Origin of the sequence: Halobacteriovorax sp. XZX-3 (assembly GCF_043196495.1) — a bacterium.
Classification (GTDB): Bacteria; Bdellovibrionota; Bacteriovoracia; order Bacteriovoracales; family Bacteriovoracaceae; genus Halobacteriovorax_A.
This window is the reverse complement of sequence record NZ_JBEBMO010000002.1, coordinates 369,609-394,634: the sequence shown is the minus strand read 5'-3', so window position 1 is coordinate 394,634 and position 25,026 is coordinate 369,609. Positions and strand designations below refer to the sequence as shown.

Below are 25,026 nucleotides of genomic sequence, written 5' to 3'. Positions count from 1 at the left end.
GGTTTTTTTATAATTAAAATCAGCTATTTTATTCAAAAAATCTTTAACTAACTGTTATCAAAAGACTCCCAGGTGTTCAATAAAGTTTATCTATAAAAAAAATATCAATATTTACTATAAAGTTATTTAGAAAGTTTTCGATAACTCAGTTAACAATTTTATTTTAGCGTAATGAAAAAGGATAGTTAATGAGTATAAGTAAATTTTCCCTTAATAAAAAACTAGTTCTCGGTTTCTTATTGGCCGGGCTCATCCCTTCATTAACAATTACTTTTGTTGTCTTAAGTAATGTCGATAAGACACTACATGAGAATGCAGAAAATATGTTAGTTTCGATCCGCGAGGGAAGAAGTTTTCAACTAGAAGAGCTTTACAAAACAATGGCCGGACAGGCATCTGCATTGGCACAAAATATTTCAACGATTGATGCTGCTAGGAAGTTCAAAAGTTCATTTCAATCATTTGAAATAGAGACGAGAACAGACTTTAATGCTGCAAAATCCTCATTAACATCTTTTTATGCAAATGAGTTTGGGCAACAATACAATAAAACAAATATTGGAAAAGAGTTTGATAAGACTAGTGAAATTATCAGAGAACTGAGCAAAAATGAATTACTTCTTCAAAATGCTTTCATCAGTTCAAATAATAATCCTCTTGGTTCAAAGGATGCACTTATTTCTCTTAATGATGGAACAAGCTATTCAAAAACACACGAAAGATATCACCAGGCATTTCGTACTTACTTAAATAAGTTTGGCTACTACGATATTTTCTTAATTGATGCGGGAAAGGGTGAAGTTGTTTATTCAGTATATAAAGAAGCTGACTTCGCAACAAATCTAAAAGTTGGTCCTTACTCTGACTCAGGATTAGCAGAAGCATACAATTTAGCAATGAATGCGACATCAAAAGATGAAGTATTCTTTACTGATATCAAAAAGTATTACCCAAGTTATGAATCTCCTGCTCAATTTATTTCGGCACCTATTTTTGAAAATAACAAACTTAGCGCAGTACTTGTATTCCAAGTTCCAGTTGCAAAGATTAATCAAATCTTAACAAGCGGTGAAAAGTGGAAAGAGCAAGGACAAGGTGATACTGGAGAAACTTATATAATCGGTAAAGATAAGATTATGAGAAGTATCTCTAGAACAATAGTAGAAGATGAAGCTAGCTTTTTTAAGACAATGCACGAAGTTGGATTAAGTAAAGAAGCTATCGATTATATGAAGTCTAAGAAGACTTCAGCGCTTGCAACTAAGATTGATACACTTGGAGCAGATCATGCAATTGCAGGAAAGTCTGGTGCAGAAATCTTTAAAGACTATAGAGATGTAAATGTAATTAGTGCATATAAACCTTTAAACATAAATGGTCTAAACTGGTATATTTTAAGTGAAATGGATGAAGATGAAGCTTTATCTTCACTCTATACTGTAAGAAAAGTTATCATGACTTTAATTACAATTTCAGGGATTGCAATTCTACTACTTGCCCTGACTTTTGCTAAAACAATTTCTAATAGCCTTGTTAAGCTTGCTGAGGGATTAAAAATTGGAGCACACAATGTACTTAACTCTGCCAATGCCTTAGCTCAAAGTTCATCTGATCTTTCATCAGCAACAGAGCAACAAGCGGCCAGCTTACAAGAGACTTCGGCTTCAATTACAGAGATCTCTGCAATGGTTGATAGAAACTCAGAGAATGCTAATACAACTTCAGACCTATCAGAAAAAAGTCAGGAAAAGGCTCAAGAAGGTAAAAGATATGTAAGTAGCGTAAAGCATAAAATCGAAGATATTCATAAGAATAACGAAGTTCTGATCAAGAGTGTTGAAGAAAACAATGTTGAAATTCAAAATATCACTAAAGTGATTGATGAAATTTCAGAAAAAACAAAAGTTATCAACGATATCGTGTTCCAAACAAAGCTTCTATCTTTCAACGCTTCGGTTGAAGCGGCCAGAGCTGGGGAACATGGAAAAGGTTTTGCTGTCGTAGCCGAAGAAGTTGGTGCTCTTGCAGCAATGAGTGGTACAGCAGCACAAGAAATTACAGAACTACTAGATAGAAGTATTGGGCAAGTACACCGTACAGTTGAAAGCTCTAAGTCTAAAATGTCTGGCATTATCGAGCATGGTAAGAAGTCAGTAGATGAAAGTTTAGTTGAAATCAAAACTTGTGATTCTGTTCTAAGTGAAATCCTAGAAAGCTTCAATGAAGTAAATAGTTCAGTTAGACAGATTGCAGCTTCTTCAACAGAGCAATCTGCTGGTGTTAACGAAATTACAACTGCTGTTCAACAACTTGATGCGGTTACTCAACAGAATACTTCTGTTGCCCACACATCATCTTCAAAAGCAGCAGAACTGAAAGAACAGTCAAACGATCTTTCAAGAATTGTTCAAGATATTCAAATGATCGTATTTGGTGAAAATGAAACTGGAGCAAGCACTATGACAGCGTCAAAAGTGACTCCATCAGTAATTAAAATGCCATTTTCTAAGAAAAAGAATTTGGAACTGATTGACTCTGACTCAATAAGTTCAGATGATTCAAGATTCAAAGATGCTATATAAGAAAGGCGCCACGTAAGTGGCGTTTTTTTTTATTAAGACTCAAATTTTACATTGATATTTATTTTTGAAGCATCCTTAGGCTCAAGTATTAGATAGCGATCATCTTCACCAACAACTCTCCCCTCGACTTTTAAATTTTTATCATCTTTTTTCTTTAAAGAAGTAATCACTTTCAAAATATCAGAATTAAAATTATTTTGAATAATAACATGATCTTCTTTTACTTCAACAACGAGAGACTTCTCTACTTTTATAACACTCTCTTTACCATCTACAAGTATCTTTCCATTATCAATATTTACCAATTCATCTTTTCCATCAACATCGACAATACCAGCAACTTTAACTTTTTCATCCTTACCGTCAACCGCTATAAAGTCCCCTAGGATATTCACTTTTTGCTCTTTTTCATTAACTTTAATTGCTCCCCAGAAAAGAGAAAGTGTAACCTTACCATCGTCATCTTTTGAATACTTAAAAGAAGAAAATACAGCTATCCCCAGAACAACAAGGCAAATAATTGCAATTATGCCAATAGTATTTAAAAAACCACTCATACTCACTCCTCAAAGATTTCTATAAACTTATTGAGATATAGCAACCTTGAAATTAAATAACATTAGTTAACTTTGATCTTGAATTATTTACTTAGTGAATACGTAATCCGCTGCTCTAAAGTCTGTGGCCATATAAGTCATGAAAGTAATATTTTCAAGATTCTCTTTATCATACAGCAGCTCTTCTCTCTTTGACCTCTTAGCAAATTCCGATTGCACATCATCCAGGGCCTTAAGATAGTCTAATACTGATTCCTTCTTTAGATAAAAACTTCCCCTAGAAGAATGTGACGTCTTTTGTTCCATTTGAAATTGTTCTTGAGCATACTCGAAGAATGCACGATCAATATTGAAGCTGACTAGAGCACCTAACTTCGCAGAGATATTGATATCACTCCATTTAAACAGGAGTTTTACGCGATCCTTTTCTCCTAATTCAATAAGATTAACCTTATCTAAATCTCTTAACATTGAAAGACATTCATTCTTATCGAGTCGATGTTTTGAGGCTATTTTCTTCCAATCGCCATCGACAGAAAGCAGCTCAGTAAAGAAGTGATAGATAATTGGTTTCTTTAAAAATAGAGCTTCTTGTTTATCATTGATTTTTAAAGTTGATTCTTTTGAATTCTGAGCAATGGCAAAGAGATCTCCTAGATCAATATTAATAACATCACAAATTTGATCTAACTTACTTATAGAACAATCCTGACTTGCCATAAGCTTCTTAAGGCCAGACTCTGACATATCGATTCGGGCCGCCAGATCCTTATAATTAACCTTACGAACCTTCATTACTTCTTTTAGTGCAACAAATACGTCATTTCTCATTTCATTCTCCTTGCTATTAAGTTAATGAAGAGAAAGTAGTTCAAGCGAGAACTATTTTAAATACTTATCACAATAGTACCAATATATGGTACTTCAATAGTGTTTTAGGGTAAATATTATCGATTTTCGGCCATTATCTTCGCTGTAGAATGCGGGATAATGCATGTACACCACCAGCATTGACTACATTCTTAAAGCCGAGTCTTTGAAGGTGTAATTTGGCCATTGCACTTCTTCCACCTGAAGCGCAGTAAACAATGACAGACTTGTTCTTATCAAGCTTTTCATAGTCAGAGGCTAGTCGATCAATTGGAATATTTACTGAGTTAGGAATTGAAAATGAGAGAAACTCACCTTCACTACGAACATCAACTAGTTGATAATCATTAGAATTCAATATTTTTTCGACCTCCTTTTTGGACTTGAAAAAGCGATATACTCGCCACAAGACAAAAGCAGAGATAATAATAAAAACCATATTGTGTCGTATAAATTGAATAAGTTCTTGCATATAAAATATCCTATTCCACTATCTTGAAGAATTATTTGATGTAGGTCAAATATCATTTAATAATTTGGAGGTATGATTAGTGAATTATAAATAAAAAAAGGAATAATATATGAAATCAATTACATCACTTCTTGCAATAATCATTACGGCAATTTTCTTAACAGCTTGCTCAACTTCTAATAATTCGACAAGCGAGCCACTTGTAATGAATTATGAAGAGGCCAAGGTTGTTGGAAATCTAGCAATTGCTCCGCAACCGACGAAAATGACTCTTAGTAAAATCAAAAAAGATGGTTATGAAATGGTAATAAACCTAAGAGGAGAAGATGAATTTAAAGGGTATAACGAAGAGGCAACGGCAAAAATGCTAAATCTTCAATACCATCGAATCCCATTCTTTAATAAAAAGAGCGAAATTGATGCTAACTCACTTTATCAAATATCAAAACTTATCGATGCTAATAAAGACAAAAAGATCTATATTCACTGCTCAAGCGGAAATCGTGCAGCAGCTTGGTATCTAACTCACCTCTACCAGTATGAAGGAATGACTAAACAAGAAGCAACAGAACTTGCTCGCAGAACAGGACTAACAAAAGCACCTCTTGAAAACAAGGTTCTTAAATATCTAAATGAGAAATAATTCCTATTTTAGATTTTAATAAATCTTATATAATAAGTAGATAACGCTATATTTTTAAAGAGGGAGAAGACATGAAAAAGTGTATGCTTTTAGGTATGTTCGTACTTGCTGTAAGCTGTAACAAGCAAGAGGTTAAACAATTTGATGATAAAGGATTACTTACTGAAATCGATGGAGTTCTAGCTCCACTACCAGCTTCTCTAATTGATACAAAATCAAATAAGGATCTTATTCATCTAGGTAAGACACTTTACTTTGAAAAGAAGTTATCAATTAATGACACCATCTCTTGTAATTCATGCCACAAGCTAGATCAATTTGGTGTTGATAACCTACCAACATCACCAGGTCACGATGGAACTCTTGGTGGACGTAACTCTCCTACTGTTTATAATGCAGCTTTAAACTTCCTACAGTTTTGGGATGGTAGAGCGAAAAATGTTGAAGAGCAGGCACTTGGCCCTATTTTAAATCCAGTTGAGCATGGTCTTGCACAAGCATCAGATGCGATGAAAAAAATCGATACACAAGAGTACCGCGAGCTTTTTGAAAGAGCATTTGGAAATAAAGAAGCTTTCAACTTTAATAATGTTGGTGTTGCAATTGGTGCTTTTGAAAAAACACTATTAACACCAAGTCGCTATGATGAGTACTTAAATGGAGATCACTCAGCTCTTAGCTACCAAGAAAAAGTTGGTTTAAAAAAGTTTAATGAGATTGGATGTACAACATGTCATGATGGTGCCAACGTTGGTGGTGGAATGTTCCAAAAACTAGGACTTGCTGAAGAGTATCCGACTAAAGATGAAGGTCGTTTTGAAGTAACTAAGAATGAAGATGATAAGTTCTTCTTCAAGGTACCTACTCTAAGAAATATCACAAAGACAGCTCCGTATTTTCACGATGGAAGCGTAAAGACTCTTGATGAGGCCATCACTATTATGGCCAAGCACCAATTAGGTGTAGAGATCTCTGCTGAAGACAAAGAAAGTATCAAGGCCTTCCTTGGATCACTTGAAGCTAAAGCTTTACCTAAAATGTAATTGAATAGGGCGTGAGAAATCACGCCTTTATTTTATTTCCATATGTAGAAAGAACGAAATCTTTACTATTTTAACTTGCCTGAATAATCCACAACTTAACTCCTTAGACTCAAGATTCAACTATCTCTTTGCACAACAAGATTCACATCTTGTGAAAACATAGTTTGCTTTATCGTGAAATTTTATTTACATACTTTTATCTGCTACATATTTTTAGTTTAGATTCAAAATCACATGATTCAACTGAATCAAACTAACTATAGGGAGAATTAAATGAAAAAACTAATCACGTTTATTGCCGCACTATTCGTAACAACATCAGTATTCGCTGGTATGCCTAATGAGAATGATTCATGGGAAACAATCAAAGACAACTTTATGAAAGTTACTTTTAATGAGCCAGCACTAAACCTAGATAATGGTGGAGCAATCTCAGTATTCTTTGGTTGTATTGATGGTGACACAATTAGAACAAAGAAAATGCTTAAGAGATGTGTTGAGTGGCAACACCGTGGTGGCGATAGAGATAGTATCTGTACAGCATATACTAGCTTCTACGGAAGAGCAGAGATCGTTACAGAAAGAGAAAGATGTGTAAGATGGTCACTCCAAGGAAGAAGAGATGGACGTGATATCTGTCTAGAATATGAAACTTATTCATATACTCACCCACTTTCATACGACATCGATGTACACAAAACACTTCACGGTAGAAGACATGATAATAAACTGGGTAGAAAACTATTTACTAAAAACTACACAATTGAAGCTTGTGAATAATTAAATAAAACCTAAAGGCCCTTATTAAGAGGGCCTTTCTTTGATTAGGGCAAAGATGGAAGAAGTACATAAAATTGAAGATCCAAAAGTTTCAATTTTCGACTTTGAAAATTATTGTGACTTCCTCATTAAGGCAGGGATGCCAGATGGCCTCTACTCTCATACATCCAATAATCTTAAAACATGGGCAAATCGACTTGGTTATCGATCGCCAAGTTCCTTAACAATGGTAATTAAGGGACAAAGATCCCCTAGCCTCGAAATGATTAATGCTCTTAGTGAAGATTTGGGAATGAATATGAAAGAGAAGCAATATTTCATGCTTCTTGTTCAGCTAGAAAAAGCACAAAAGAAAAATAAAGATACAAAAGAGATTCTAGAAAAAATTGCGATAATCAATCCAAGAGGAAAAGCAATCGCTCTTAGCCTCAAAGAGTTTAATGCAATTAGTGACTGGTATTTTTTGGCAATAAAGCAACTTATATCAATGCCGTCATTTATAGAAGACGAAGAATGGATCTATCATAAGCTCAGGAAGAAACCGACAATCAATCAAATCAAGTACGCTATTGAGACAATGCTTGAAACCAAGACAATTGGTAGGAATGAGAATGGCCGCCTGATAGTACAAAAAGAAGGTCTTATTACAACCAATGATGTGCCTAGCTCAGCAATTAAGCGACATCACTACGGTATGATAAATCGTGCTCTAGAAGCAATCGAAGAACAACCAGTAGAAGAGCGTCAAATTACATCAGTCACAATGAAAGTTAAACAAAGCGATGTATCTGAAGCAAAAAAATTTATATTTGATTTTATAAAAGACTTCAATGAGAAATTTTCAACAAATGAAGCAGATAATCTCTACCAATTAAATACTCAATTCTTTGCCCATACTGGGGAAGTCGTTAAGCACTAGGAAAAAATAATGAAAAGTTACTTAATTTTATCAGTAATACTATTTTCAAATTATATATTTTCAAAAGAACTTGAAAGGCTAAGCCCTTCTCAAAGTTATATCTTAACGAAGAATTTTAATAAAAAATCAAAACCTATCATGGATGCACTAGGCTCTGGAGATATCGTTGGAAATGGATCAGGACTTATCGAACAAAACTTCAGTTTTGCCTACCACAATCTTCAAAGAGCAATCTTTAATTGCCTCTCAAATAAATACGAGTGCCAAATCGACGCCCTAGAAGAAGCAATTTTAAGAGAGATCAATCAGTTATTTATTAATAAGATCTATATGAAAAGACCTCTTATTTTTGTTAGTAAGGAATATGCTGGAGAATTCTTTCATAATAGTGTTGATATGACGGCACGTATTGCTAAAACGGGATTCAGTCAACAAAGTCATATATTTATAAATCTTGAAGAGTCAGAAATTATAGCTAATGACATTCCTGCCATGATTAGTATTCTAATCCACGAATTAGGACACCAGATTGGGATTATTAGTCATAGCTACCTAGATCAACTAGGTACTAAGGTAAGAAATCAATGGGATTCGAATTGGCAATCATTTGAAATAAAGGTCGATGAACTTCCCCTTACACTACGACTATTTTCAAATGCAAAAAGTTTTATAAGCTCAAACTTAAGTTACAGCTACAATGGAAAAGTTGAACGTTTAGATAATCTTATCTACAAGCAATTATCTTGTGGAGATGAAGAAGTTGTTTATGGGTTTAATTTAAATAATGGTCACTGGCAAAGGCCAAATTATCATGGGACAAAGTCAATTTTTAGAATGAACTTTTGGCTAGATACCTATTGTGAGAATCCTACTAATCAAATGAGAATTAAGCAAAATGACTTATCAATTGAATTCACCTACAAAGATGGAGAGATTCAAGCAAAGGTTTTAATATTCTAAAAAGGATCAATCCCTTCACCATCAATAACAGAAATATTGTAGTTAATACTAGGGGTTCCATCTGATATTGAAGCACTTAAAGAGAAAGTCGAATTCGAATTAGGAGCTTTCAAATCTCCTTCTACTGTACAGACTCCAGTAAATGCACCTTCAAATCCGTAGATCTGTTTCTTTAAACAAGTTAAAGTATTTGTCTCAAGATTAATATTGTGGCTTCGTTGAATTTTGTCTTTCTCAATTAAAATTTGTGCAACTAAACCGTTTTCAACGGCCTGTTTTTCACACGACTTTTCATTTATCGTTAACTTCTTATTGTGAACACTAATATTTGCTTTCCCATCATGGATACTAACAGAATCTATTTTTATATATTTTTCACCAGCGTAAGCAGCAACAGGAATACTTGAATTCAATATGAATTTATAATCACCACATTTTGCTAAGTAACTTTTAAAAGTAATTCCAGGCACTCGCTCGATGATTTTATTAGAGATTATATAATTATCGTCATTAACTCCACTTGCTCTAAGAAGCTCATGAAGAACTAGCCATTTTACATTATCGTTTCTTTCGATATAGTTAATCCAAACTTCTTCATTTAAAGATATCTGACCTTCACTTGCAAAGGCATCAACAATAGAGCCGGTATTATCAATTAACTTTTTTGAAGTAACTTTAATATATTTGACATCAATGACTTCCTTTAAGCTATTTAGAGAAACAAGATCCTTAATCAATTTGGGATGTTTTTTTAGCTCATTGAGAATTTCATTAGCTTCAGAAATAAAGTAGTGGCGAATATTGTCACCACCACCACTGCTTCCGACACCAAGTCGTTGAGTTTGAATTTTATAATTCTGATAAAAATCTTTCTTAATCTCCTTAGGAACTTCTAAAGACGGTATACACTTTACCTGCTCCGCTAACGCAGATTGAACTAAGAATAAAGATGTTACTAAAAATAGACCTTTCATCATATCTCCAAATTTATCACCTTCTAAGTGATACTCATGACTTTTTGAAATAATTACGTTCATTGTCTGTGTCATAGACAATTACTCTTCACATTGAAGCGTATACACATTGTAAGAAGACGCTCTTACGGAAATCATAAAGTCACAACTAGAGTTAGGGGCCCTAAGATCGCCTTGAACAAGACAGTGTCCAAACTCAGACCCAGAGAAACATTCAAGAGTTGTTGAGTCCAAATTAATTGAAAATTCTTGCTCAATTAATTGCTGATCTAATAGAACTCGTGACTTTAAATCTGAAGAGCTAGTTGCAGCGACAGAGAGTGAAATTAAAGAAATTAATAGATAAGTTACTGTTTTCATTTATGCCTCCATTGATATTTATTATTGTGAAGGCTTTATATCTAAATAAATGACACGACTCTATATAAAAGTTATAACTTTATTACTAATTATGTTATAAAATACTAACATATGAATATTTATGATTTTACTGATTACAGAGAATACTTAAGAGAATGTCTTGGCCCAAAGTCTAAGAACTTTACGAGGAAGTCTCTAAGCGACGAGCTTAATTGCCAGCTCTCCTTTATCAATCAGGTACTCACATTTCGCTCTCACTTATCTTTAGAGCATGCAATTAAAACCTCAAATTATCTCCAATTAACAGATGAGGAGAAAGACTATTTTCTTCTTATGGTTCAAAAAGATCGTGCAGGTAGTGTAGAGCTTGAGAGATATTTTCTAGAAAAAATTAATGACATACAAAATAAACGTAAAGAAATTACGAATCGAATAAAGGCCTCTAATACACTAACTACTGAAGATCAAATGAAGTACTACTCAAGCTGGTACTATGTTGCAATTCATATCTTAACAGCACTTCCTGCATTTAATGGGGCTCAAGAGATAGCGACTCATTTAAAGTTAAATATCAAAGTCGTTAAAGATGCACTTGATTTTCTTATCGATAAAAATTTTGTCACGATAGATTCTCATGGAAAACTTGCCATTGGCAGTACGAGAATCCATCTTCCCCAAGGCTCTGACATGCTTCCACGCCATCATGTTAACTGGCGCCAAAAGGCCATGGAGTCAGTCGATCATGTCGGAGAAAATGATCTTCACTATTCAAGCTTACTTGGTATATCACGAAAAGATCTACCAGTGCTAAAAGAGAAAGTTTTAAAACTACTTGAAGAATTTGAAGTTGTTCTAAATGAAACGGGAGAAGAAATCCCTGTTGTCTTCACATTAGACCTTTTTGAGTTATAAAAGTTCCATACTTAACCTTTCTTAAGGTATGGCCGGCCATGCTTCTGTACTAAAATCTTAACAATAACAGAAGGGATTGTGATGGACTTTAGAATTGAAACAGATAGTAATGGAGAAATAAAAGTTGAGTCTTCTCGCTACTGGGGAGCACAAACTCAACGTTCATTAGAGAACTTTAAAATTGGTAAAGATCACTTTACACGAGAAATGATACGAGCATTTGGAATCCTTAAAAAAGGTGCCGCTCTTGCGAACCAAGAACTCGGTAAACTTTCAAAAGAAAAAGCGACTCTTATAATACAGGCAGCGGATGAAGTCATTGCAGGCAAACTCGATGAACACTTCCCTCTGGTTGTTTGGCAAACCGGCTCTGGCACTCAGACAAATATGAATACCAATGAAGTTATTTCAAATCGCGCAATTGAAATTAGTGGAGGAACCATGGGTACCAAATCTCCAATTCATCCCAATGATGATGTCAACAAGTCACAGTCATCAAATGACACCTTCCCTACGGCCATGCATATTGCAGCAATTGAGCAAATCGAAGAACGATTAATTCCATCACTCAATCGCTTAATTAAGACCTTCGAAATTAAATCTGAAGATTTTCAAGACATCGTAAAAATTGGAAGAACACACTTAATGGATGCAACTCCACTTACTTTAGGACAAGAGTTTTCTGGTTACACAGCTCAGCTTAAAGGAGCAAAGAAAGATATACTTCATTCTATCGAAAATTTAAGAGAGCTTGCACTAGGTGGAACGGCCGTTGGAACAGGATTAAATACACATCCTGATTACGCTAAACTTGTAGCACAAAAAATCACTATAATATCAGGTAAGAAATTTGTGACGGCACCAAATAAATTTTCATCCCTTGCAGCACATGATGCGATTGTTGCAGGTTCTGGTGCCATGAGAAGACTTGCAACGGCTTTAATGAAAATTGCAAATGATATTAGGTGGCTTGCCAGTGGTCCGCGCTGTGGGATTGGAGAAATTTCAATTCCATCTAATGAGCCTGGTTCATCTATCATGCCAGGAAAAGTAAACCCCACACAATGTGAGGCGCTAACAATGGTATGCGTACAAGTCCTAGGGAATGATGCTGCAATCGGCTTTGCTGGATCTCAAGGAAACTTTGAGCTTAATGTTTATAAACCAGTTATGATTCATAACTTTCTCCATTCACTTACATTACTTGCTGATTCAATGGATTCTTTTAATGATAATTGCGCAATTGGAATTGAACCAAACCATGAAAATATTGAGAAACATCTAAGAAATTCTCTAATGCTTGTGACGGCTTTAAACCAACATATTGGTTATGATAACGCTGCCAAGGTTGCAAAGAATGCACATGAAAAAGGATTTACTCTTAAGGAATCAGCAATTGAATTAGGGCTTTTAAGTGCTGATGATTTTGATAAATTTGTTGTGCCATCTAAGATGACACAACCTTTATAAAAAATACTACTGTTTATTATAGTGATAAATTGGTGAACCACCGGCTTCACGACATGTCTTGTAGTTTGTGAAAGTGTCTTTAACACTTAGGACAAGCTTTCCGTCGTTATATTCATAATCAAAGATTGATCCATTTGATTCAACACCAAAGTGTTGCTTCTTTAAAATACCTTCCCAAACACCAAGGTTACATTTAACTTTAGTCATTTCAAGTCCACCTTGATACTGACCTGGGCCAACATATTTAAAGTCACCCGAGTTAACTTGAGTACAATTTAGTAAGTACGGTGCCCACTTCGCACTTTTTGCAACTGCTGTCATTTCAGCTTTCTCTTCTTCAACTTTAAGTGTCACATTATATCTCATAAAGGCACCACCAAGCTTTAATGTCTCCCCTGTCGTACACTCAATACGATCAAGAAGATATGTCCCTTGAGGGATTGTTGCAAATACTGATGTTGCCATTAAAAAGGCTAAAATTGTTTTCATTAGAAACTCCGTTTATTAAAAATGCTTTATTTTATATTGAATACTCATTTTAAAATTTCGTCCAACTTCATTAATATATGAGCCATGTCGACGATATGATTTATCACTTAAGTTATCAAGTCTTGTCGTAAGCTTCACTCCTTCAAATACTCCTGAAACAAACTCTTTTGAAGCAAAGACATTGTGAAGTGTATAACCTGATGTTGCCGTTGTTCTCTCAAGTGATGCCGGATTCACTCGATCTTGCCTCATTGCCATAAGCGCATCATAACCAAGCTTTATACCGTATTGATCGAGGTGATAGTTAAATCCAAAAGTATAAGTATTTGCTGGCATATTAGAAAGCCACATCCTTCTTGAATTATCCCAACCAACACTTCGTGAATAACTTGCGGCAAGCTCAAATTGGTCGTAAAGATATTTAAGATCAAACTCTTGACCATAAAGAGTCACTTTATCTCGGTTAACAAATTGGGTCGTTCCATTTTTTCCATCAAAAATGGCATAGTCGATAATTTCTTGATCAATATAATTGTGGGCCTTTGATACATACCCACTTGCCCTAAATGTCAGAAGATCTAAATCAGAAAAAAGTTGTTTCTTAAACTCAGTTCCAAATTCAATTGTATTTGATGTTTCAGGCTTTAAGTCTAAATTAGTCACAAAGTAATTATCTGAAATAAAGAATCCATCTCCCGGGCGGTGCAGTCCTGTTGCATAGACTTCTTGAACATCTGGCGAATTAAAGCCCTGAGAAAAGTTAGAAAAGAAATTAAAACCTTTGTACTCGTAATTTAATAAAATTTTTGACGAAAGGTTATTATCTTTTACATCATCAAAACCAGAATCTTTCGATTCAAGTTTATAATCACTTAAGCGAATCCCAGGTGCAACAGTTAGTCCACCTACCTTATAATTAAGCTGAGCAAATGCAGCGGCTTCAGTTATTTGTCCATCTGGATAATCAGAAACACTACCTACAGAGCTTTTTCCAGTTACTTTATCAATCGTTGCATCCGTACCAATAACAAGTTTAAGATTTTCTCTAAATTCAATATGATCTTTAAGGCGTGCTCCAAGCGTTTGAATATTACGCTCTTCTTGGCGATTATCACTATCGCGCTCTTGCTTATTAAGCTGGCCAGAATAATAGAGATTTCCTGCGTAAGAGTTATTTGTGTAATTTAATCCTAAGGATTCACGTTTGATTCTTGTCTTGCCATGAAGAGTTGTTAAATCACTTGGTGGATCAAGAGTTGCATTTAATGGCGACTCATCTTCAAGGTCATAAATCTCTCCACTTAACTTTAACTTCTGACCTTTACCAAGATCAAAAGTGAACTTTGAAGAAATATTATAATTTTCAAAAGCTGAATTCTTAAGAGTTGTCTTATCACTTAGCTTAAGATCATTTGAATCTTTATAGCTAGCGCTTATGAGGTAATCACCACCATCCATTAAACCAAAAGTTTTCAATGACTCAGCATTCATATTTGAAGCTTCTTCATATGAGTATTTAACAGTACTTCCAGACTTCTCACCGGCCTCTAAATAATCTCGCCCATCTTTCGTAGCAAAAGACATTCCGCCACCAAGACTAATTCCTTGAGAATAATCTGTATTAGATTTAAAGATATCAACTTTCTTTATGCTATCTGGATCAACTGCAAGATGCGAGTAATTATGATTCGAAAAATAAAAAGTCTGCTTCACGCCATCAATGTTAACAAAAAGCTTATTGGCCTCAAGGCCACGAACCTGCGGAGTCTCACCAATAGCACGTGGTCCACCTTTAGTTGTAGCACCAGAGGTATTTTTTAAAACATCATCAATGCTTTGAGCAATTTCCTCTTCAAGCTCGTCTGAAGTAATTTCATCTTGAAGACCTAAAGCAGTGCTTTGAGCATCCTCATAGATTTGCGCCTCGTCGGTAATATATATCGACTCCAAACGATTTACGTCTTGCGCAAAGATAAGTGAATTTGAGAGAAGGCCTAAAAAGACTAGCTTGTATTGGCCATCAAACTTTTTTATCATGTAGGCAAACTATCATATTTGACATGATTTTTGGAATGGTTTTAGTAAAGAAGTTAGTTTTTACAGTGCGTTAGTCGTGTTACAACAACTCATATTTAATTGGTATTGCTACCTTCAAAATTTCAGACTTTAGGAAGTCTGGCATTTGAGGCAGCTCATCAAGTGCCTCTATTGTCTCAAGGGCAGATTTATCAAGAATTGCGTGGCCACTCCCCTTTTGAATTTGAATATTTGAAAGATTACTTGGATAAGAAACCTCAAAGTAAATATCAACAATTCCTTGTTTTTTTAACATCTTAGCAATTTTTGGATAGCGCTTTTGGGAAAGAATTTGATCTCTAATACTCTTGAGATACCTGGCCTTCTCATTGGCCTGTCCCGTGTTAACGACTTTATTTACCACTGGCGAATTCTCTAGAGACTGCTCTAGCGGCTTCGTTGATATTGGCCTAGCAACCTGCTTAGATCTGGCCTTCTTTTGAATTGTCTTCTTAGGTGATTGGGTAATCTTCTTCAGCTTCACCAAACGTCTAACTTGAATTACTTGGGCAGTATTTGTAGAAAAATGCGTATTAAAAGACTCTGGCTTCAAAGTCGAAGCTGATCCAAATATCAATAGTCCGTGAATTCCTATCGAAATAATTGTCGAATAGAGAAAACGATTCCTGCGCATAGCTCTTATTATCACCAAATAGGACCAAATTCACAAATGCTTTCGCATTCATGAAGTTTTTTCAATAAACATGAAGGAGTCAAAGACTCCTTCACTATTTACTATGCTGCTTTTTTCGTTTCATCTTCACCTTTCTTTTGTTTATTTTGTTTAGACTCACTGGCCTTGATATCACTTGGCCCAATCATATCAAAAGTAGGAACAATTGTTTTTACACGACTTCGATAATCCATGTATCGCGTCCCCCATTGCCTAACAAGATCCCTTTCTTCAACTGAAACGCCTGCGATAATATAGGCAGAGAAAATTCCGCTAAACATAAGATGATCAACTGTCATTTGAGGAGTAAACCACATACCGATAAGTGCACCTGTCATGATTGGGTGGCGATCAAAACTGTACATCCAACTTTCTTGAAAAGGCACACGATGAAGCGGCTTGCCTTGATAATAGTTATAAGTTTGCTCAAGACCAAACAGTTCAAAATGATTTAAAGCAAAGCTTGCAACAAAAAGGTAGGCCCAACCAGCAACACCGATACTCATAATGAGAGTCGAGGCAATTGAGTTTTCAATATTCCACAGAACAACTCCATTTTTAGGCCAAAATAAAATAGCACAATGAAGTGTTATACCCGACATCAGAACATAGAGCGATCTCTCTGCCGCAGCTGGAATATATTGATTAATAAATCTTTTAAATGTCTGCCTTGCCATTACTGTATGCTGGATCGCAAATAAACTAGTAAGCCCGATGGCAATTGCAAAGGCACTTCCCACAGAGTCTGTTGTATAGTTTACAATTCCATACTGAAAAGGAATTAGCCCCAGCATACTACCAATCCAACCGACAAGCGCAGAAAAGCCTACTAAGTAGCTAATCACTCCGAATGTTAAAACACCTGTTTTGTTCGTCATATTATCCTTCCTATGTTGTTGTGAGTTTCTTCATTATAAATTGAATAACAACACGGAAATAGAGAATCAAAACGGCCAGCGTGATAGACGTAAACACCTAATAGCAGAGCAAGTTAAGTCAAATTAGTAAAAATTAGTTTTTCTAAAAAATCATTTACTCTGCATTTCCCTAAGAACCATTTGTAAAATTCCACCATGAGTATAGTAGTCAACTTCAGCTTGTGCATCGACTCTTAAAATAACATCAAACACTTCAATACTTCCATCATCACGCTTCATTTCTATGCTTAGTTCTTTACGTGGACTGATACCTTCTTCAATACCTTTAATCGTAAATGTTTCTAGACCAGTAATCTTTAAAGTTTTAGCACTTTGACCTTCTTTAAACTGCAGCGGTAGAACTCCCATACAAACGAGATTACTGCGGTGGATTCTTTCATAACTTTCAGCTAAGACGGCCTTTATCCCAAGTAATGTCGTTCCTTTTGCTGCCCAGTCTCGAGAACTTCCCGAGCCATATGCACTACCTGCAATGACAATTAAAGGAATATCATCTTCTTGATAGCGCTTAGAAGCATCATAGATACTCATCTGTTCACGACTTGGTAGATGTGTTGTCCATGGCCCTTCTGTCCCTGGGGCCATATCATTTCTCAATCGAATATTTCCAAAAGTTCCACGAATCATTACTTCGTGATTACCACGGCGTGAGCCAAAGCTATTAAAGTCTTTTTGTGAAACACCTTGCTCCATTAAATACTTTCCGGCCGGAGAATCCTTTCCAATTGTTCCAGCAGGTGAGATATGGTCTGTCGTTATAGAATCTCCAAGTAAGCACATGACTCTTGCTTCATTGATATTCTTAAGAGGTGCTACATCTTTTGGTAAATTTACAAAGAAGTCGGGCTCTCTAACGTATGTCGAGTTTGTTTGCCATTCAAATAGATCACCTTTTGGTACGGCCATACTCTTCCACTTATCATCACCTGCAAATATTCGTCCGTATTCATACTCATATTGCTCTGAACTTACTGAAGAAGCGATCAAGTCTTGAATTTCACTTGCTGTAGGCCAAATATCTTTTAGAAAAATATCTTTTCCATCTTTATTTTGCCCTATTGCTTCAGTTGATAAGTCACAAAGGAAAGTTCCTGTCAGAGCATAGGCTACACAAAGAGGTGGTGAGGCCAGGTAACTTGCTTTAATTTGACTATGAACTCGTCCTTCAAAGTTTCGATTACCTGATAAAACAGAAACTACCGCAAGCTCATTCTCATTAATATCTTTTGAAACTTCTTCAGGTAGAGGCCCAGAGTTTCCAATACATGTAGTACAACCATACCCTACTAAGTTAAATCCAAGTTTCTCTAAATATGGAAGTAGCCCTGCCTTTTTTAAATAATTTGTAACAACACGAGAACCAGGAGCAAGAGAAGTTTTAACCCAAGGTTTTGTACTAAGACCTGCTTCAACTGCCTTCTTTGCAACAAGCCCTGCGGCAAGCATGACTGAAGGATTTGAAGTATTTGTACAACTAGTTATCGCTGCAATTGCAACATCACCATGTTTAATAAATTTTCCCTCATTTTTTTCAACTTTAAAATTATCATCAAATGATTTACGAGCATCATTAAGATTAACTCTCTGCTGAGGTAGTTTAGGGCCGGCAAGACTTGGTACAACACTACTTAAATCTAAGTCTAAAACTTCAGTAAACTGAGGCTCTCTATCTCCATCATTTCTAAATAGCCCTTGTTCTTTTGTGTACTTTTCAACCAACTCTACTTTATCACCTCGACCTGTCATAACTAAGTAATCGAGAGTCACTTGATCCACTGGGAATAAAGTTGCAGTTGCACCGAATTCTGGTGACATATTTGAAAGAGTGGCTCGATCTGCAATACTTAAACTACTCAGGCCATCTCCGAAAAATTCAACAAACTTCCCAACAACACCGTGTTTACGAAGCATTTCAGTAAGAGTTAGTACTAAATCAGTAGCAGTTGCTCCAGCTGGCAATGTCCCTTTTGTACGAATACCGATAACAATTGGTGCAGGTAAGAACATTGGTTGTCCAAGCATTGCCGCTTCTGCCTCAATTCCACCAACACCCCAACCAAGTACACCCAATCCATTAATCATTGGAGTATGTGAGTCTGTCCCCACTAGAGTATCAGGGATCGCCCATCCATTCTTACTCTGAACAACATGACCAAGGTGCTCAAGGTTTACCTGATGGCAAATCCCCATACCAGGAGGAACCACTCGAAAATCTTGAAATGCCTGTTGGGCCCAGTTTAAAAGAGCATAGCGTTCTGCATTTCTCTCATATTCAAGCTCCAAGTTCTTTTCATATGAATCAGCATGCCCGAAATTATCAACTTGGACAGAGTGATCAATAACTAAATCAACTCCAACATATGGATTTACTTTTTTAGGATCTCCCCCTGCTCTGGCCATTGCACTTCTCATTGCGGCCAAATCGACAACGGCCGGGACCCCAGTGAAGTCTTGCATAAGAACTCTTGCAGGCATAAAAGCAAGAGAGGCTTTTTTATCATAGCCACTGCCCCATTTAACGAGAGCTTCAACATCAGTGAGCTTAACATCTTTTCCATCTACTCTTCTTGCAATATTCTCAAGAAGAATTTTAATTGTATGAGGAAGCGTTTCAATATTTACGCCATACTTTTCACATAGATTCTTTAAACTTATGTAAGATAAGCTTGTATTTTTTAGTTCTAAAACTTTTTCAATTTCTTTGATCTTATTTTCCATAAAAAATCCTTGGTATAGATTTAATTAAGTATATTTAAATATCTTAGTGATAAACTTGGTTATCAAATTAGTTTAAATGGTTTTTTCAATATTTTACTTTTCGGATAATCACTTATGATATTAAATTTTTATAGTTTAATGAATTTACAATTAAATGTTAGAATAAGAATAATTAACTACATTTTATAAAGGGATTAATATGAGCTATGACCTACCTCCACATAATGTTGGTGTAGAAGAGTTTAAAGGAAATAAAATATTCAAAATTTATAAAGTTGATGAAGAAGGCAACGAACTTGAGAAGTATGGTACGGTAATGAGTTTCGGCTTAACTAAAGCGAAATACATTCTTGAGCATGTTGATGAAATCAAAAAATTTGTTGATACATTTTCAAAAGAATAAAACAAGGAAGTTTAAATGAAAAAAATTATTTTTACCTTAATGCTCACTATGCCTATCTTTGCAGGTGAATGTTATAAATCACTATGCCAAGATGATAAGGTTATGGATGTCTTTGGTTGGTCTGGATACGTTGTAAGCTTTGATCAATCAAAAGATATGGTTGAGGTAGAGCTTGCTCATGGGCCAGGTACATACTCATTTCCATATTCAGAACTAGGTAAATCAGTTGAGTGTTTTGAAAAAATTTGCGTAGAAGATAAAGTTATCGACAAGTACAACGAAGTCGATATTGTTCTTGAAATTTATACTCATGGCAAGGCCAGAGTTTACTCACCAGATCGTGATGGTGAGTTTATCATGGATACAAAAACACTAATCAAATACTAGAAAGTGATGTCATTCTGACCAGGCAACTGGTCAGATCACTTAATTTTTCTTAAGTTTCTTACTTTTGACAGAATCATCCTAAAAATTCATCTATCATATTTGCAAATAATAAATTGAATCACTATAGTATTTCTAAATTGACTTAGGGATAAATTAAACTTGTAATACATAGGATAGTAGTATGAAGTACGTTTTATTCCTTGCCATCTTAGCGCAAAGTTATTCATTCGCTTTTTCTCACGAAAGCACTCTAAATAATGAATTAAAATCATTATTCAATGGATTCAAAAAAGACATTATTTTCAATATTAATAAAGAAGTTAAAGAAAATTTTAACAACAAAGAAATTGGCAGTAATTTAAAACTTATGAGTGCCAATATTGCTGAAACAAATATTCTCGACTTCCCAATAGAATTCTATGAAATTACGGATAATAAAATTGTTGTTGGTATTCCAGATTCTAATAAATGGAAATTAAAGCTAAGAGCTCGTTTAAGATACAAAACAAAATGGTTTCGCATGACAAAGCTTATTAAGCTAAATATCAAAGAGCTAAAGTTTAAATACGTTATCAATTATGACAGAGATGAAAATAGTGTTATCAGAGTTAAGTCAATTGATACTATCGACAAGAAATTAAAACTTGATCTTAAAGCTTCAAATGTACTTCTAAACGGAGTACTTGTTGCGACAAAAAAAGTTCTAAAAAAGAAAATCAACAAATCCTTTGATAAATTATTGGCGCAAGGTAGTGAACAATTAAAAACAGTATTCGTGCTAAATGAGCGCTTTAGACAAGCAACTCCTGAGCGCCTAAAAACTCCTCCACTTTATAGCTTTTCAGACCTAGAGGACACAATTGAAAATATCGAAGACAAAATAGCAGAAAAACATTTAATTAATGGTACTGTTCTCAATTTAATTTATGATCAAAATGATTATATTTCTTGGTTTGATGCTTATGGGCCAAATGGTATTGGAACAAAAGGAAATGTCGTTGGTTTTGGAACTTTTTCAGATGCTGCGATTTGGAATGGTGCCTATCTTGCATCTCAAGCTTTTCGCTATAGTGTTTCTCAAAATGAAAAAGCCTTAAATAATATTAGAATCAATCTTGATGGTATTGGAAATCTATTAGGAGTAAATGGGTTTACTGGTTTACTTTCAAGATCTGCACAACCCCTTAACAGCATGGCCGGTCGTGCTCTGATGGCCAATAGAGACCCTCTTGATTATGAAATCGTCGATTACAAAGGTGAAAAATGGGTAAACCATCACGAGAAGAAAGGTATTACAAGAGATCAATACACAGGAATTATTTTTGGACTTACGATCGTCTATGATCTTATTGAAGACGAAGAGATTAAGACAAAAGCTGCTTCATATTATCGCATGATGCTTGATTATCTAATTCGTAATAATTGGACAATTTCTGAAGATCGAGAAATTAGTATCACTCCTGCAAAAGTAATTGCTCCAACTGTCTGGTTTGGAAGTCCTGAGCAGCAACTTAATATGTTATTGATTGGACAACATATGTTTCCTGGACAATACACAAAAGAACTTAACCGCATGTCTGAATTAAGTAAGACTGCTTATATTTTTCACAATATTACAGCAAAAGATAATGTTAATAAGTACTATAAATTCAACTTACTTAATATGCACTTCTACAATTACTTTAGACTTGAAAAGAACCAAGAGCGCCGTGCAGATATGCTTAGAAGCTATAACGTTATTAAGTACAGCACAGGAAATCACGACAACTCTTTCTTTAATTTAATTGAATACTCTTTTAATCCTGATGCGGTTTCGCAAGAGAAGATCACACGAATTCAAGAAAATCTTGTACGCTTCTTAGAACGTTCTCCAAGAAATGTAAGTGTTGTAAAACCACCACTAGAAGACATTGAACTTGTACAATACCCTGAGTATGGTGGAAAAGGTTTCATGTCTATTTCCGCAGACCCACTTGATATCAGGCATCGCCATCCTGGTGGATCATTCATGTGGCAAAGAGAACCATACACTGTAGGCTATGAAAAAAGAGGTGCTGCTAGAGACGAGAACCCTGGCTACGATATCACTTTAATCTACTGGATGAGTAAGTATTACGGGCTCTAGCTATAAAATAGCATCAACTCCAAAACTTCATTTTCTGTCGGTACCATATAGTGAGACTTCAACCTATCAATAGTGATGAGGTCTCCTTTGCTTACTTTAGTAATTTCACCCTCAATATGAATCGCTCCACTTCCTGATGTAATATAAACAACTTCTTTTTGCGGATGCTTATGAGCACGGCCCCTCTTTGAAAAAGAAAGGAAGTTCACTTCACTTACTTGACTAATATCTAACTTAACTAAATGACCAAATGATGTTTCTAACATGACGACTCTCCATGCTTAACATTACTTTGTGAGAGATTTTCTGAACAATATATAATCGGTATTTTTACTATTCCAGAGAGGAATCATCAGAACCTGACCGAGAAAGCTCGGTCAGGCATATTACTAATTAGTATTTTAAATCAAAACGATCTGCTTGCATTACTTTAGTCCAAGCCTTAACGAAGTCTTGCATAAATTTCTTTTGACCATCGTTAGCAGCGTAAACTTCAGCGACAGCTCTTAGCTCAGCATGAGAACCAAAGACTAAGTCAACAGGAGTCGCAGTGTACTTAACCTTTCCAGACTTTCTGTCCACACCATTGTATAGTCCAGGAGTACTTGATTTAACCCACTTATTGTCCATCGTTAGAAGATTTACAAAGAAGTCATTTGTAAGTTTTCCAGGACGACTTGTGAAAACACCATTTTTAGATCCATCTGCGTTTGCATCAAGAGCGCGCATCCCACCGATAAGAACTGTCATTTCAGGAACTGTTAGACCTAACATATTTGCTTTATCAATAAGCATATATATAGGAGTTCTTCCAGACTCTTCTGTGTAGTAGTTACGGAAAGCATCTGCTTTTGGCTCTAAGAAAGCAAAAGATGTTACATCTGTTTGTCTCTGAGTTGCGTCCCCTCTCCCTGAAGAGAATGGAACCTTAACTTTGTTACCAGAAGCCTTCTCGATTGCAGCAGCTCCCCCAAGAACAATTGTGTCAGCTAAAGAAACTCCATGTCTTTTACTAATTTTTGAAAGCTTAGCAATCACTGCATCAACGTTTGAAGCCTTATTAATTGCCCAATCTTTTTGTGGGGCCAGACGAATTCGTGCACCATTTGCACCACCACGCATATCAGTTCCACGATAAGTAGAAGCTGAAGCCCATGCAGTTCTAACAAGATCTGATACAGACAGACCCGATTTTAAGATATCAGACTTAACTGCAGATGCTGTTGCATTAGAGATCTTCTTTCCTTTCGGAGTTGGATCTTGCCATTTAAAAGAAGTTTTTGGAACTTCCTTACCAATATAGCGAGCTTGTGGCCCCATATCACGGTGAGTAAGTTTGAACCATGCTTTAGCAAATGCGTATTCAAATTTCTTTGGATCATCTAAAAAGCTCTTAGAGATTTTTGCATATGCAGGATCTTCTTTAAGTGCAATATCTGTTGTGAACATGATTGGTGCGTGACGCTTATCTTTTATGTGAGCATCTGGAACCATATCAGCTGCTCCTTCATCAGTTGGAATCCACTGATGTGCACCCGCTGGAGATTTCGTAAGCTTCCACTCAAATGCCCATAGATTATCTAAGTAACCAGTTGTCCATTGAGTAGGTGTTGCATTCCAAGCACCTTCAAGACCAGAAGTAATTGTGTCTTCTGAGTGACCCTTTCCACACTTGTTCTTCCAACCAAAACCTTGATTTTCAATTGGTGCTCCGGCAGGATCTTTTTCTAAACAGTCATCTGGTTTATGAGCACCGTGTGCCTTACCAAAAGTGTGTCCACCAGCGATAAGAGCAACTGTTTCTTCATCATCCATTCCCATTCTTCCAAATGTTTCACGAATATCTTTAGCAGCAAGTAATGGATCAGGATTTCCGTTTGGCCCTTCAGGGTTTACATAAATTAGTCCCATCTGTACTGCGGCAAGTGGTCTTTCAAGATCGCGCTCACCTTTATATCTTTTGTCACCAGCAAGCCACTGAGTCTCTGGTCCCCAGTAAACAAGATCAGCTTCCCAATCGTCTGTTCGGCCACCGGCAAAGCCGATTGTTTTAAATCCCATATCTTCAAGTGATACGTTACCAGCAAGAACCATTAAGTCTGCCCATGAAATTTTATTTCCATATTTCTTTTTAACTGGCCAAAGTAATCTCCTGGCCTTGTCTAGTGAAACGTTATCTGGCCAACTATTAAGTGGTTCAAAACGTTGTTGACCACCACCGCCGCCTCCACGACCATCATGAGATCTATATGTTCCAACACTGTGCCATGCCATACGAATAAAAAATGGCCCATAGTGACCGTAATCTGCTGGCCACCAATCTTGGGATGTTGTTAATGTTTTTCTGATGTCTTTTTTCACTGCTGAAAGATTTAGTGATTTAAATTCTTTTGCATAATTAAACTTAGGACCTAATGGACTTGACTCGAGAGAGTGCTGCCTAAGTGGTGTTAAATCGATTCGGCTAGGCCACCAAAAGTTATTTGGCTTGGCTTCACCGCTTGCAAATTGCTGTTTCATATTATCATTTGAGTTCGATGCACAACTCAAAAGTGTTACTGCAGCAATTAACAAAGGAAGTTTTCTTTTCATATTTAGCTCCTTTGAAAATCTATGTTTTCGATGCAATCAGTATCGATGAAAGACAGGTGTAAAGATAATATATTTCGTCTATA

Annotated in this window: 23 protein-coding genes; 11 read left to right on the top strand and 12 right to left on the bottom strand. The window is 35.7% G+C overall.

The window, feature by feature from the left end; genetic code table 11:
- The first annotated feature begins 188 nt into the window (after positions 1-188).
- Positions 189-2,582, top strand: a complete 2,394-nt coding sequence (locus ABMA70_RS12405; protein ID WP_392993154.1) for a methyl-accepting chemotaxis protein — start codon at positions 189-191, stop codon at positions 2,580-2,582.
- Positions 2,583-2,614: 32 nt separating this feature from the next.
- Here the strand turns inward: ABMA70_RS12405 and ABMA70_RS12400 are convergent, their stop codons facing one another.
- From ABMA70_RS12400 to ABMA70_RS12390, 3 genes are all read right to left on the bottom strand, one after another.
- Positions 2,615-3,139, bottom strand: a complete 525-nt coding sequence (locus ABMA70_RS12400; protein WP_392993156.1) for a hypothetical protein — start codon at positions 3,137-3,139, stop codon at positions 2,615-2,617.
- An 87-nt stretch (positions 3,140-3,226) separates the two neighbouring features.
- Positions 3,227-3,970 carry a helix-turn-helix domain-containing protein gene (locus ABMA70_RS12395; RefSeq protein ID WP_392993159.1) on the bottom strand — a complete coding sequence of 248 codons (744 nt, stop codon included), beginning with the start codon at positions 3,968-3,970 and terminating at the stop codon, positions 3,227-3,229.
- A gap of 133 nt (positions 3,971-4,103) precedes the next feature.
- The gene (locus ABMA70_RS12390) at positions 4,104-4,448 is read right to left on the bottom strand and encodes a rhodanese-like domain-containing protein (RefSeq protein WP_255407616.1); all 345 of its coding nucleotides are present in this window, start codon (positions 4,446-4,448) and stop codon (positions 4,104-4,106) included.
- Positions 4,449-4,590: 142 nt separating this feature from the next.
- Between ABMA70_RS12390 and ABMA70_RS12385 the strand changes: the two genes are divergently transcribed.
- From ABMA70_RS12385 to ABMA70_RS12365, 5 genes are all read left to right on the top strand, one after another.
- Positions 4,591-5,124, top strand: a complete 534-nt coding sequence (locus ABMA70_RS12385) for a beta-lactamase hydrolase domain-containing protein (RefSeq protein ID WP_103217967.1) — start codon at positions 4,591-4,593, stop codon at positions 5,122-5,124.
- 71 nt (positions 5,125-5,195) lie between these two features.
- The gene (locus ABMA70_RS12380; protein ID WP_392993163.1) at positions 5,196-6,167 is read left to right on the top strand and encodes a cytochrome c peroxidase; all 972 of its coding nucleotides are present in this window, start codon (positions 5,196-5,198) and stop codon (positions 6,165-6,167) included.
- A gap of 273 nt (positions 6,168-6,440) precedes the next feature.
- On the top strand, positions 6,441-6,947 hold the full coding sequence (locus ABMA70_RS12375; protein WP_392993165.1) for a hypothetical protein: 507 nt from the start codon (positions 6,441-6,443) through the stop codon (positions 6,945-6,947).
- Between the two features lie 40 nt (positions 6,948-6,987).
- Complete coding sequence (locus ABMA70_RS12370) at positions 6,988-7,866, top strand: DUF4423 domain-containing protein (RefSeq protein WP_393022257.1); 879 nt, start codon at positions 6,988-6,990, stop codon at positions 7,864-7,866.
- A 9-nt stretch (positions 7,867-7,875) separates the two neighbouring features.
- Complete coding sequence (locus tag ABMA70_RS12365; protein WP_392993171.1) at positions 7,876-8,826, top strand: hypothetical protein; 951 nt, start codon at positions 7,876-7,878, stop codon at positions 8,824-8,826.
- Here ABMA70_RS12365 and ABMA70_RS12360 read toward each other — a convergent pair.
- Both ABMA70_RS12360 and ABMA70_RS12355 read right to left on the bottom strand, forming a co-directional pair.
- Positions 8,823-9,875 (bottom strand): hypothetical protein, encoded by a 1,053-nt coding sequence (locus ABMA70_RS12360; protein ID WP_392993174.1) that lies wholly within the window; start codon positions 9,873-9,875, stop codon positions 8,823-8,825. The genes ABMA70_RS12365 and ABMA70_RS12360 overlap by 4 nt on opposite strands.
- A gap of 6 nt (positions 9,876-9,881) precedes the next feature.
- Positions 9,882-10,160, bottom strand: coding sequence for a hypothetical protein (locus ABMA70_RS12355; protein WP_392993176.1), 279 nt, complete (start codon positions 10,158-10,160; stop codon positions 9,882-9,884).
- A gap of 111 nt (positions 10,161-10,271) precedes the next feature.
- Here ABMA70_RS12355 and ABMA70_RS12350 point away from each other — a divergent pair, with 111 nt between their 5' ends.
- Both ABMA70_RS12350 and fumC read left to right on the top strand, forming a co-directional pair.
- Positions 10,272-11,072: a TIGR02147 family protein gene (locus ABMA70_RS12350; protein ID WP_392993179.1), complete on the top strand. Its 801-nt coding sequence runs from the start codon at positions 10,272-10,274 to the stop codon at positions 11,070-11,072.
- A gap of 81 nt (positions 11,073-11,153) precedes the next feature.
- A complete protein-coding gene (fumC, locus tag ABMA70_RS12345) occupies positions 11,154-12,542 on the top strand; it encodes a class II fumarate hydratase (RefSeq protein WP_392993660.1) in 1,389 nt (462 codons plus the stop codon).
- Positions 12,543-12,548: 6 nt separating this feature from the next.
- Here fumC and ABMA70_RS12340 read toward each other — a convergent pair whose 3' ends face one another.
- The 5 genes from ABMA70_RS12340 to acnA all read right to left on the bottom strand — a co-directional run bounded on the left by ABMA70_RS12340 (position 12,549) and on the right by acnA (position 19,436).
- Positions 12,549-13,031 carry a hypothetical protein gene (locus tag ABMA70_RS12340; protein ID WP_392993181.1) on the bottom strand — a complete coding sequence of 161 codons (483 nt, stop codon included), beginning with the start codon at positions 13,029-13,031 and terminating at the stop codon, positions 12,549-12,551.
- Positions 13,032-13,046: 15 nt separating this feature from the next.
- Entirely contained in the window at positions 13,047-15,068 is a 2,022-nt protein-coding gene (locus tag ABMA70_RS12335; protein WP_392993183.1) for a TonB-dependent receptor domain-containing protein, read from the bottom strand.
- 79 nt (positions 15,069-15,147) lie between these two features.
- Entirely contained in the window at positions 15,148-15,741 is a 594-nt protein-coding gene (locus tag ABMA70_RS12330; RefSeq protein WP_392993185.1) for an energy transducer TonB, read from the bottom strand.
- Between the two features lie 101 nt (positions 15,742-15,842).
- On the bottom strand, positions 15,843-16,658 hold the full coding sequence (locus ABMA70_RS12325) for a methyltransferase family protein (protein WP_392993187.1): 816 nt from the start codon (positions 16,656-16,658) through the stop codon (positions 15,843-15,845).
- A 150-nt stretch (positions 16,659-16,808) separates the two neighbouring features.
- Positions 16,809-19,436, bottom strand: coding sequence for an aconitate hydratase AcnA (gene acnA / locus ABMA70_RS12320; RefSeq protein ID WP_392993190.1), 2,628 nt, complete (start codon positions 19,434-19,436; stop codon positions 16,809-16,811).
- Positions 19,437-19,635: 199 nt separating this feature from the next.
- Between acnA and ABMA70_RS12315 the strand changes: the two genes are divergently transcribed.
- The 3 genes from ABMA70_RS12315 (at position 19,636) to ABMA70_RS12305 (ending at position 22,351) form a co-directional block, all read left to right on the top strand.
- On the top strand, positions 19,636-19,839 hold the full coding sequence (locus ABMA70_RS12315; RefSeq protein ID WP_103217955.1) for a hypothetical protein: 204 nt from the start codon (positions 19,636-19,638) through the stop codon (positions 19,837-19,839).
- A 15-nt stretch (positions 19,840-19,854) separates the two neighbouring features.
- The gene (locus ABMA70_RS12310; RefSeq protein ID WP_392993194.1) at positions 19,855-20,226 is read left to right on the top strand and encodes a hypothetical protein; all 372 of its coding nucleotides are present in this window, start codon (positions 19,855-19,857) and stop codon (positions 20,224-20,226) included.
- A gap of 181 nt (positions 20,227-20,407) precedes the next feature.
- A complete protein-coding gene (locus ABMA70_RS12305) occupies positions 20,408-22,351 on the top strand; it encodes a hypothetical protein (RefSeq protein WP_392993197.1) in 1,944 nt (647 codons plus the stop codon).
- On the opposite strand, the gene ABMA70_RS12300 is transcribed toward ABMA70_RS12305, so the two are convergent.
- The gene (locus ABMA70_RS12300) at positions 22,348-22,617 is read right to left on the bottom strand and encodes a cupin domain-containing protein (protein ID WP_392993199.1); all 270 of its coding nucleotides are present in this window, start codon (positions 22,615-22,617) and stop codon (positions 22,348-22,350) included. The two genes, ABMA70_RS12305 and ABMA70_RS12300, sit on opposite strands and share 4 nt — an antisense overlap.
- A 127-nt stretch (positions 22,618-22,744) precedes the next feature.
- Complete coding sequence (katG, locus tag ABMA70_RS12295) at positions 22,745-24,871, bottom strand: catalase/peroxidase HPI (protein ID WP_368667184.1); 2,127 nt, start codon at positions 24,869-24,871, stop codon at positions 22,745-22,747.
- Between the last annotated feature and the right edge of the window lie 155 nt (positions 24,872-25,026).